6 protein-coding genes and 2 rRNA genes are annotated in these 10,816 nt (G+C 73.2%); 1 reads left to right on the forward strand and 7 read right to left on the reverse strand.

All coding sequences use genetic code 11. The features are described from left to right. The 4 genes from BBK14_RS04450 to BBK14_RS04465 all read right to left on the reverse strand — a co-directional run. Positions 1 to 5,290: SDR family NAD(P)-dependent oxidoreductase (locus BBK14_RS04450; RefSeq protein ID WP_116429992.1), on the reverse strand; the 5,290-nt coding region annotated here is incomplete at its 3' end. 557 nt (positions 5,291 to 5,847) lie between these two features. Next, complete coding sequence (locus tag BBK14_RS04455; protein ID WP_071059936.1) at positions 5,848 to 6,279, reverse strand: VOC family protein; 432 nt, start codon at positions 6,277 to 6,279, stop codon at positions 5,848 to 5,850. Between the two features lie 49 nt (positions 6,280 to 6,328). Next, positions 6,329 to 6,838 (reverse strand): helix-turn-helix transcriptional regulator, encoded by a 510-nt coding sequence (locus BBK14_RS04460; RefSeq protein ID WP_241831127.1) that lies wholly within the window; start codon positions 6,836 to 6,838, stop codon positions 6,329 to 6,331. Positions 6,839 to 6,856: 18 nt separating this feature from the next. After that, on the reverse strand, positions 6,857 to 7,858 hold the full coding sequence (locus tag BBK14_RS04465) for an LLM class flavin-dependent oxidoreductase (RefSeq protein ID WP_241831128.1): 1,002 nt from the start codon (positions 7,856 to 7,858) through the stop codon (positions 6,857 to 6,859). A gap of 192 nt (positions 7,859 to 8,050) precedes the next feature. On the opposite strand from BBK14_RS04465, the gene BBK14_RS04470 reads away from it, so the two are divergent. Then, on the forward strand, positions 8,051 to 8,713 hold the full coding sequence (locus BBK14_RS04470) for a hypothetical protein (RefSeq protein ID WP_241831129.1): 663 nt from the start codon (positions 8,051 to 8,053) through the stop codon (positions 8,711 to 8,713). Positions 8,714 to 8,790: 77 nt separating this feature from the next. On the opposite strand, the gene BBK14_RS04475 is transcribed toward BBK14_RS04470, so the two are convergent. From BBK14_RS04475 to BBK14_RS04485, 3 genes are all read right to left on the reverse strand, one after another. Continuing rightward, positions 8,791 to 10,083 (reverse strand): EAL domain-containing protein, encoded by a 1,293-nt coding sequence (locus tag BBK14_RS04475; RefSeq protein WP_241831130.1) that lies wholly within the window; start codon positions 10,081 to 10,083, stop codon positions 8,791 to 8,793. Between the two features lie 426 nt (positions 10,084 to 10,509). Further along, positions 10,510 to 10,626: ribosomal RNA gene (gene rrf, locus BBK14_RS04480) — 5S ribosomal RNA — on the reverse strand. Between the two features lie 72 nt (positions 10,627 to 10,698). Next, positions 10,699 to 10,816, reverse strand: a 23S ribosomal RNA gene (locus tag BBK14_RS04485); the annotation flags it as partial.

Consider the following 10,816-nt stretch of genomic DNA (forward strand, 5'->3'; position numbering starts at 1 on the left):
CCCGATCCACCGGAAACTCCGACACCGCGTCGTGCCCGCCGGAGACGACGTCCCACAGCTGCTCCGGGGACGACACCCCGCCGGGCAGGCGACATCCCATGCCGACGATCACGATCGGGTCGTCCCCGGCCGCGCCGTGCGGGCCGGGTGCCGGCGTCACGTGATTCCCGGCGAAGGCCGGTTCCGCCGCCCCGGCCGGTGCCGGGTCGCCGTCGGGGCCGCCGGGGAGCTCGGTGGCCAGGTACTCGGCGAGGGCGGTCGACGTCGGATGGTCGAAGACCACGGTGGTGGGCAGCCGCAGCCCGGTGCCCTCAGCCAGCCGCGCCCGCAGTTGGACGGCGGTCAGCGAGGTGGACCCGAGATCGACGAAGGCCCGGTCGGCGGGGATCTGGTCGGCGGCGTCGTACCCGAGGACGGCGGCGGTCTCGGCCCGCACCAGGTCGAGCAGGAACCGTCGCCACTCGGCCGTGCGCATCGTGGCCCGGCGCCCGAGCAGCGCCGCCGGCCCGTCGACGCCGCGGTCACCGGCCTCCCCGCCGGCGACCGGTCCACCGGCGGGTCCCGTGGACGGGTCGGGAGGGTTCAGGACGGCGCGGACCTCCGGCAGGTCGCCGAGCAGCGGGCTGGGGCGGGCGGCGGTGAAGGCCGGGGCGAACCGGGCCCAGTCGACGTCGGCGACGGTCAGGCACCGCTCGTCACCCATTGCCTCCGCCAGCACGGCGACCGCCTCGTCCGGCGGCATGGGAACCAGCCCGCGGTCTTGGAGGTGGCCCGCGATCGCGGGATCGACGGCCATCCCGCCCTCCGCCCACGGCCCCCACGCGAGCGCCGTGCCGGCCAGCCCGCGCGCGCCGCGGTACTCGGCCATCGCGTCGAGGTAGGCGTTGCCCGCGCTGTACCCGCACTGGCCGCCGCTGCCCCAGGTACCGGCGATGGAGGAGAACAGCACGAAGGCGTCCAGCGGCCGGTCGCCGACCAGTTCGTCGAGGACCCGGGCGCCCGCGGCCTTGCCCGCGAGCACCTCGGCGAGCTCGGCGACGTCCACGTCCTGCAGCGGTGTGAACCCGCCGGCGACGCCCGCGGCGTGGACTACGGCGGTCAGCGGGCAGTCCGCCGGTATGGCCGCCAGCACCTCCGCCAGCGCGTCGCCGTCCGCCGCGTCGCACGCGGCCACGGTCGCCGCCGCGCCGCGCCGGGCCAGGTCGGCGACGAGTTCGGGCACGCCTGGGGCCGCCGCGCCCCGACGGCTGGTCAGAACCAGCTGGGCCGCCCCGGCATCCGCGCACCACCGTGCGACGGCCGCGCCGAGCGCCCCCGTCCCACCGGTGATCAGCACCGTTCCGCGCGGACGCCACCCGCCACCGGCGCTGTCGCTGTCGGTGCGGGCCGTTCGGGCCGGTGCGAGCCGGCGGCCGAACACGCCCGACGGGCGGATCGCCACCTGGTCCTCGCCCGGCCCGCCCTCGAGCACGGCCGCGAGCCGGTCGGCCGCCGTCCCGTCGACGGCCGGGGGAAGGTCGACCAGGCCGCCCCACCGGCGTGGCAGCTCCAGCGCGGCCACCCGCCCCGCGCCCCACACCTGCGCCTGCGGTGGGCTCGTCACCGCGTCGGCTCCGCCGATCGACACCGCCCCCTGCGTCACGCACCACAGCGGCGCCGCGACCCCGGCGTCACCGAGGGCCTGCACCAGGGCCAGCGTGCCCGCCAGGCCCCGGGTGACCGGCTGACGGCCGGGCAGCTCCCGGACATCCAGCGCGAGCAGGGACAGCACCCCCGCCAGCGGGACATCCAGCGAGGTGAGCCGGGTGGCCAGCGCGCTCCGGTCGACACCGGCGGCGGGGTCCACCTCGAACCGGACGACCTCGGCGTCCCTGCCCTCAAGACCCCGGACGCAGCTCTCGACGCAGGCGCCGACACCGTCCTCCACGGTCAGATCGGCGGGGATCACCACCAGCCACCGGCCGGGCCCCGCGGCCTTCGCCGTGGGCACCGGCGTCCAGGTGACCCGGTACCGGCGGTCGGCGGGCCGCCGGCCCGGCGTCGCGCCGCCCGCGGTGGCAGGCTCGCCCGCGGTGCCCGCGGTGGGCGCGTTCGCGGTGGCGAGGTGGTCGCCAAGCCAGAAGCGGCGGTGCTGGAACGGGTAGGTCGGCAGATCAACCCGGCGCGCGCCGGCGAAGAACGCCGCCCAGTCGACGTCGGCGCCAGCCATCCACAGCCTGCCCACGGCCCGGGCCAGCGCGGGCTGCTCCGCCTGGTCACGGCGCAGGCTCGGGACGAACACGGCGTCGGAGCCGGCCGGGAGGCAGTCCTGCCCCATGCCGCAGAGCACCGCGTCCGGGCCGATCTCCAGGAAGGTCCGCGCGCCCCGCTCGTGCAGCCGGTCGACGCCGTCGCGGAACCGCACCGCGGCCCGGACCTGGCGCACCCAGTACTCTGCCGAGCACAGCTCGTCGGGAGCGACGATCGCGCCGGTGACGTTGGAGACGACCGGGACGGCCGGCGCCCGGAAGGTCACACCGTGGGCGACCCTGCGGAACTCCTCGAGCATGCCGTCCATGTGCGCGGAGTGGAACGCGTGCGAGACCCGCAGGCGGGTCGCCGTTCCGCCGCGGGCGCGCCACCGCTGTGCGATCTCCTCGACCGGGCGCAGGTCTCCGGAGACGACCACCGACTCCGGTCCGTTGACCGCCGCGACGTCCACCGCTCCCGACGCGGAACCGGATGCGGCCGCCGCGCGCGCACCCAGCTCGGCGATCAGCTCACGGGCCTGCTCCTCCGACGCCCGCAGCGAGACCATCGCGCCGCCGGTCGGCATCGCCTGCATCAGCCGGCCGCGCGCGGCGACCAGCGCGCAGGCGTCGTCCAGGTCGAACACGCCGGCCACGTGCGCGGCCACCAGCTCGCCGACAGAGTGCCCGAGCAGCGCGTCCGGCCGCACGCCCCAGGACTCCAGCAGGCGGAACAGCGCCACCTCGAGCGCGAACAGCGCCGGCTGGGTGAACTCGGTGCGCTCCAGCGCCGCGTCCGGGAGCGGGCCGGCGAACACGACGTCCCGCAGCGGCCGGGGAAGATGCCGGTCGAGGCGGGCGGTGACCGCGCCGAACGCCTCGGTGAACACCGGGAACCGGCCGTGCAGCGACCGGCCCATCCCCGGGCGCTGGGAGCCCTGGCCGCTGAAGAGGAACGCGAGCCGGTCGGTCTGGCGGTCCGGGCGTGCGGAGCCGCGGATCAGTGCCGCCGACGGTTCGCCCCGCGCCAGCGCGCCGAGGCCGCGCAGCATGCCCTCCCGGTCGCCGGCGACGACGGCCGCGCGGTGCGCCAGCGCCGCGCGCCCCACCGCCAGCGACCAGCCGACATCGGCCAGGCCCGGCCGAGGCTCGCTCTCGACCCGGGCCGCCAGGCGGGCGGCCTGCTCGCGCAGCGCCGGCTCCGACCCGGCCGACAGCAGCCACGGAAGCTCCTCGCCCGCCGGGGGATCGCCCCCGGGCGGGTCACCCGCAGCCTGGTCACCGCCGCCGGCATTCGGTCCGGCCTGGTCGAGCCCGGCCTGGTCGAGCCAGGATGGAACCGGCTCGGCGCGGGGGGCGTCCTCGATGATGACGTGGGCGTTCGTGCCGCTGACTCCGAAGGCGGAGACACCGGCCCGGCGGACGCCGTTTCCGCGCGGCCAGGCCACCGGCTCGGTCAGCAGGCGCACGTGCCCGGCCGACCAGTCCACCCGGGCCGAAGGCTCGTCCACGTGCAGGGTGCGCGGGAGCACGCCGTGCCGCAGCGCCAGGACCATCTTGATCACGCCGCCGACCCCCGCCGCCCCGACGGTGTGCCCGACGTTCGACTTCAACGAGCCCAGCCACAGCGGCCGGTCGGCCGGCCGGTCCTGCCCGTAGGCGGCGATGACCGCCTGGGCCTCGATCGGGTCGCCCAGCCTGGTCCCGGTGCCGTGCGCCTCCACGACGTCCACGTCGGACGGCGAGACGCCCGCGCTCGCCAGCGCCGCCCGGATGACCCGCCGCTGCGCCAGCCCGTTGGGCGCGGTCAGCCCGTTGGACGCGCCGTCGGAGTTGACCGCGCTGCCGCGCAGCACCGCCAGCGCCGCGCGCCCGTGACGGCGCGCGGCGGAGAGCCGTTCCAGCAGCACCACGGCCGCACCCTCGGCCCAGCCGGTGCCGTCGGCGGCGTCCGAGAACGACTTGCAGCGGCCGTCCGGCGCCAGGCCCTGTTGACGGCTGAACTCCACCAGGACGTCCGGGGTGGCCATCACCGTGGCCCCGCCGGCCAGTGCCAGGGTGCACTCGCCGGCGCGCAGGGCCTGCGCCGCCAGGTGCATGGCCGTCAGCGACGACGAGCACGCCGTGTCGATCGTCATCGCGGGGCCCTCGAGCCCCAGGGTGTAGGCGACCCGGCCCGAGGCGACACTGGGCAGGGTCCCGCTCATCAGGTGGCCCTCGACGACGGGCGGGGCCGTCCGCCAGGGCGGGCTGTAGTCCGCGACGGGGAGGCCGGTGTAGACGCCGGTCCGGCTGCCGCGCAGGGAGAGCGGGTCGATGCCGGCCCGCTCGAACGCCTCCCAGGAGACCTCGAGCAGCAGCCGCTGCTGCGGGTCCATCGCCAGCGCCTCCCGCGGCGAGATCCCGAAGAAGGCCGCGTCGAAGCCCGCGACGTCGTCCAGGAAGCCGCCCTGGGTCGTGTAGAAGGTGCCGGAGCGGCGCGGATCGGGATCGAAGTGGGTGGCCAGGTCCCAGCCGCGGTCCGCGGGGATGTCGACGACGGCGTCGCGGCCCTCGGCGACCAACCGCCAGAGATCCTCCGGGCTACGCACCCCTCCGGGGAACCGGCAGGCCATGGCCACGATCACGATCGGGTCGTCCGGCGGCGCGGCCGAGGCCGACGGCGCCCGCGAAGCCGGCAGGTCCGGGGGGTCCGGCGTGATCGTCAGGTCCGGCAGGTCCGAAGGGTCCGGCCCGACCGGAGGCGGAACCGGGTGGTCCGGTACGTCGAGGACCCGTGTCCTGAGATGGTCGGCGAGACGCGCCGGGGACGGATGGTCGAACAGAAGCGTGGCGGGCAGTGCCAGGCCGAGCTCGCCGCCCAGGGCGTCCCGGAAACCGGCCGTGCTTCCTCCACCGAGCCCCAGCCGGACGAACGGCGTCCGCGGGTCGAACGGGCCGTGCCCGTCGCCCACGGCCCGGCGCACCTGCCGGAGTACCAGGTCGAGCAGAAGCCGGTGCTGTTCGGCCTCGGGCAGCCCGGTGAGGGCCTCCCGCCAGGTGGGGTGTTCGTGTCCCGCCAACGCTTCTCCCGTGCAGGTCGGGGCCCCGCGAGGACATCACCGTGCGCTGGAATCCACCCGCGGATCCATGGCGCGCCACTCGATGAATCACCCGCGGCTACCGAAGGAAAGGACCGGCGCGAACACCCTTCCCCCAGTCGGGACCGGAAGGGTTTCGCCGCGCGTTTTACGCGGGTAAAAGCCCAGGTAGTCGCCCTGAAGCGCCTGCCGCGCGGTGCGGCGGAACACCGCGGGTAGCGTGCCTTCCGGCTATTCCTCGACCGGCGGACTCATACCCGCGCCCGGTCCCCCGCTTCGTGCCTGGCCCGACAGTCTGGACGGACATCCCAGCCCAATCATGTTCGGAAGAACGATCACGTCGTGTTCGAACCGGCCCGCGCGGAACCGCGGGCCACGAGCAAGGAGGGCATCACTTCGAGGGAGAATAGGCACGCTACGGCGGATACCGCAAGCAAGTTCGCGCACTGTTACGCCCGCAGTCATGGGGAGCGCCCGCGAACCGGTGTTCACCGTGTCCGGATCGCCCGACCTGCCTCCCGGGTCCGGAGCCGGCCGGCTCAGGTCCGGTCGGGCGAGAACTCGAGGACCTGCGTGAGCCGGATGTTGTTGCCGGACGGGTCACGGAAGGACGTGTCGATGCCGTAGGGCTGCCTGGTCGGCGGGTCGTTGAACTCCACCCCTCGGGCGCGCAGCTCGTCGTGGGAGGCCTGGCAGTCGTCGGTCTCGAGGAACAGCGTCCCGCCGGCGCCCTTGGCCACCAGCTCGGCGAGCTGGCCGCTGGTCGACACGTCGAACATCGGCGGCTTCGGGATCGACATGAGCACCAGCCCCACGTCCTGCTGGCCGGACGGGCCGACCACCAGCCAGCGGAATCCCCATTCACTCATGGTGACGTCCGACCGGACCTCCCAGCCGAGCGTCCTCGTGTAGAAGGCGAGCGCCTCCTCCTGGTCGTGCACCCAGAACTGCGCGTTGGCGATCCTGATCACCGCTGTCTCCTCGGCTCGGTCGGCTGCGCGGAAGAACGCGCCGGCGACGCTACGCGCGGGCGGTGACCTCGGCTTCTCCGAACGTGCGGTTGTGTGGGCGGCCGTAGGCACGGGCGACGCAGTCCGGGATCCGGATGTGGCGGCGCGCGGGCGGGAACACCGCCCGGTAGGCACCTGGCGACATTCCGAACACACACCGGAATCGGGTGGTGAAGGATCCGACACTCGTCAGGCCGACCGCGAAGCAGATCTCGGTCACGCTTCGGTCGGTGTTGCGCAGCAGCACCGCGGCGCGCTCGAGCCGGCGGGTCAGCAGGTACTGGTGCGGCGGCTCACCGAAGGCCCGCCGGAACTCCCGGCTGAAGTGGGCCGGCGACAGACTGGCGGCGCGCGCCAGGTCCGCCACCGTGAGCGGCTCGCAGTAGCGGGCGTCGGCGAGATCCTTCGCCCGCAGCAGGTGGCGGGCCGGCGGCACCATGCACCGCAGTATCGCCGACGCCGGGACGCAGCCGGCCGGCGGAGCCCAGGCCGCGTCGCGCGGCCCACGGAGCGCAGGCACCGGGACGCGGGGCGGTGGTCATCTGAGGAAGGGCAGCACCTTGTCGGTGAACAGGGTCAGGCAACGCCAGCCCTCGGCGATCGGCATGCCGCCGCAGAGCGCGTGGATGGCGAACCCGGAGTGCTGGCCGTGGGCGAGCGCCTGCTCCGGGGTCAGGATCTGGTAGGTCCCCTCCGCCCTCAGCTCCGCCACAGTGGTCGCGCTCGACCGGTGGGCAGAGCGGACGTCCGGCGTCTGCCAGGCCGAATAGGTCACCGCCTCGTGGAGCAGGTGGTGCCCGAGGGTCGCCCACGCCTCGTCCGGATCCTCGTGGATGAACATCATCGTCACCCCCGGCCCCGGCATGCGGCAGCGTGCCTCGACGCCGCTGGCCGCGCACTGCTCGTGGTAGTAGGACGCGATGTCGGGAAGGTGCCCCGCCGGCGCGAACGGCAGGTCGAACCGGATCGCCCGGCGCGCGGACACCTTCGAGCTGCCACCGATCATCACCGGCGGGTGCGGCTGGGTGAACGGCCTCGGCGTGACCCGCACCGTGGTCCCCCGGTGGTCGAAGGGCTCGCCGGTCCATGCCTTGAGGAGCGTGTCGACGCACTCGTCCATCAGCGCCCCGCGACGCGCCCAGTCCTTGCCGTGGGCGGCGTACTCGGACGGGCGGTAGCCCACACCGAGGACGACGCTCAGCCGCCCGCCGGACGCCAGGTCGAGGACGGCGATGTCCTCGGCGACCCGGATGGGATCGTGCAACGGCAGCAGGAGGGCGGCGATCGAGACCGGGAGGCGGGAGCACCGGCCGAGGACAAGTCCCGCCAGGGCAAGCGGCGCGGGGCTCCAGCCGTTGTCGACGCCGTGATGCTCCTCGAGATTGACCAGGTCGAAGCCGTGTTCCTCCACGTGCGCGCACATCTCGAGAGCGGCCTGGTGTCGGGCCGACATCTCGCTGGGGTCCAGACCGGGCTGGGTCAGGTTCAGCCGTAGCGCCAACATGTCCGTCTCCTCGTCGGTGAGGTATGCGGTGGTCATCCCACCGGTCGACTTTTGCCCTGTAACGCGCGGCACGTCAACTCCCAGCCGTGGCCGGCCGCGGCGGGCTCCGGTCGCTCCGCCGCCGGGACGTGATCATCGATTGACACCAGAACAGAAGTGAGCGCATACTTTGTGATTCGACGCCCGGGCGAGAATCGCGACGGCGGGAACTGCACACGTACCCGTCCAGTGGTCATCGGCATTTTGACCGGACAGATAGCCCCTGCCTGCGACGCGATAAGGTCTTTCACTATGGGCTGTCGTCCTTTTGCTTTGAGTAATCGCGGAATCGTCGGTCTGTCGAGCCGRCTCGGCGCGATGGTCGTTGCCGTCATCATGTTCGCGGGCTGCTCCAGCGATTCGGGCGGTAGTGCCTCACCCGAATCGACGTCGCTGACTTCGAGCCCATCCCCCGTGGTCGGGACGAGCCGGCCGCCGTCGCCGTCGCCTTCGCCAGCGCCGGTGCCGACGCCGCTGCCGACCTCCGCGTACCCGCCACTTGCCGGCTTCGGTGAGGTGCACGACATCGGCAAGGTGGTCGGCATTTCCGACGGCCCCGATGGCACCGTGCTGAGCCTCGACCGGTCGAAGTACGTCCTCTGTACCCCGCAGTCCGGCGACGCGGAAACCTGCCTCGACGGATACCGCATCGACGACGTCGAGGGCGGGACACTGGACTACGTGGTGACGCCGACGGTCAGGGTCGTTCTTTCGGTGCGGCCCGAGGAGTACGAGACCGGTGACCTCGCGGACCTGCGGGAGTTCGTCGCCGCCCGTCCGTCCAGCCTGATGATCCTGCGGCTCGACGCGGGAGGGCGCGTGATGGCCGTCGGCCAGCCCTGGCTTCCGTGACCTCGCCGGACCGGCTGTTCCAGCCCGTCCGGTCTCGACCGAACTCCGGCGCCGGGGCCCCATGGCCCCGAAGCCACCTAAGCCGTATCGGGCGGGCGGGTCCGGTTGGCGCTCGCGGGCAGTGGCAGCGGACCGGGTGGGGCGAGGTAGTGGCCCTGCGCCTGGTGCACGCCCGTGCCGATCAGGACACCGAGCTCCCGCGCGGTCTCGACCCCCTCGGCGAGGACCAGGCTGCCTGTCTCCTGGGCGAAGTGCACCAGCGCGGCGGCGAGCGCGCGCCGCGCCGGATCAGCGTCGATCCGCCGGGTGAGACACTGATCCATCTTGATGAAGTCGGGCTGGAGCTGCACAAGATGATGCAGGCTGGCGTAGCCGGCACCGACGTCGTCCACGGCGATCCGGACTCCTTCACGGCGCAGGACGCCCAGCGCGCAGCGGACCGACGGATAATCCTCGACCCTGTCACCCTCGGTGACCTCGACAACGAGTCGGTCGGCCGGGATATCGGCGATCGCATCCGCCAGCCGCCCCGAGAGGATCGTGGCCGGTGAGGCGTTGACCCCGAGCCCGAACTCGGGGGGCAGGCAGGTGAACGCGCGCAGCGCCGACCGGATCGCGGACAGTTCGAGTGCGGGGCCGAGGCCCACGGCGGCGGCGTCGGCGAACCAGCGCTCGGCACCACCCGAACCGGGCGGGAACCGGGCAAGCGCCTCAGCCCCCACGCAGTCGAGCGACGGCAGGTCGAAGACCGGCTGGAAGACCATCGTCGGGCCACCGCTGTCGATCAGCCGCCAGATCCGCCACCACGCCGCCTCCCGGTACTCCCCTCCGGACCGCCGATCGGAGATCGAGGCGGAGAGCACCTCTGCCAACAAGGCCAGCGAACGCGTCTTGCGAGCGGGCATCGCCACGTCGGCGTCGCGGCTCAGGCAGCACAGCATCCCGTACGGACGGCCGTCCGCCAGGGTCACCGGAACTCCGATGTACGAGCCGACCTCGGGCCGGCCGGCCAGCGGCCCCCCGGTCGCCTCCACCCCGGTCGCCGCCGTCCCCGTCGCCTCCGTCGCCGTCCCGGACGTCACCGCCTCCGGGCGGATCCTGCCGACGACCGGAAGCGGGCGTTCGGCGAGAGCATGCGAGCGGTGCGGGCCGGGATGGTGCACCGTCGAGCCGGGGTGGACACCGAAGGCCGCGGCGTCGCCGTCGCACGCCTCGATCACCTGGGCTCCCCCGATCAGCCTGGAAAACCAACAGAGATCCATGCCCAGGCGGCGACGGGCGGTGGCGAGCAGCCCGGCCACCGGGTCCGGTTCAGCCGGATCCCACCGGGACGGCGGCGTGGCGCCGCCGCGACCACAGGCATCGGTCACGTGCACCTCCCCACGCGGCACTCGCCAGCATGTTTCCCACGCGTCCACCAGGAACACGTCGCCCGGGCCACAGTTCCGATCGCCGAGTGGAGTCCACGCCCGCGGTGCACGAATAGCGATCGTCTAGTGACCCGTCGGAGTGACGGTCCGTGACGCAAAGCGACCACCACGTGATCCTTTTCGAGAACAGCGAAGAACTCGACGAGGAGATACGCGATGGCCGCGCGCCCGGCTGTGACCGACGCGGAGTCCCCTGTCTGCGGAGGCGCGGGGCTCTTCTCGCGGGGTTCCAAAGCCGTATCCGACCAGCGGAGCCGTACCGGCCAGCCGGCGGAGAGCCGCCCGGATCATTGGCCGGGAAATGGTCCGGAAATACAGGTGGGGGCTGCTCCCGGCCACAGCCAGAAACAGCCCCCACCAAAAGAAGTCCGGCGGCGTCCTACTCTCCCACGCGGTCACCCACGCAGTACCATCGGCGCTGAAGGGCTTAGCTACCGGGTTCGGAATGGAACCGGGCGTTTCCCCTTCGCCAAAGCCACCGAAACACTATCAGACCCAACCGAAACCGGTCGCAGCCCAAGAACCGCACAGTGGACGCAGAACAGCAGAATCTTTGTGGTCAAGCCCTCGGCCTATTAGTACCGGTCAGCTCCATGCGTTGCCGCACTTCCACCTCCGGCCTATCAACCCGATCATCTAGTCGGGGGCCTTACCAGGCTACCCTGTGGGAGAC

The organism is Parafrankia soli, assembly GCF_001854695.1.
Classification (GTDB): Bacteria; Actinomycetota; Actinomycetes; order Frankiales; family Frankiaceae; genus Parafrankia; species Parafrankia soli.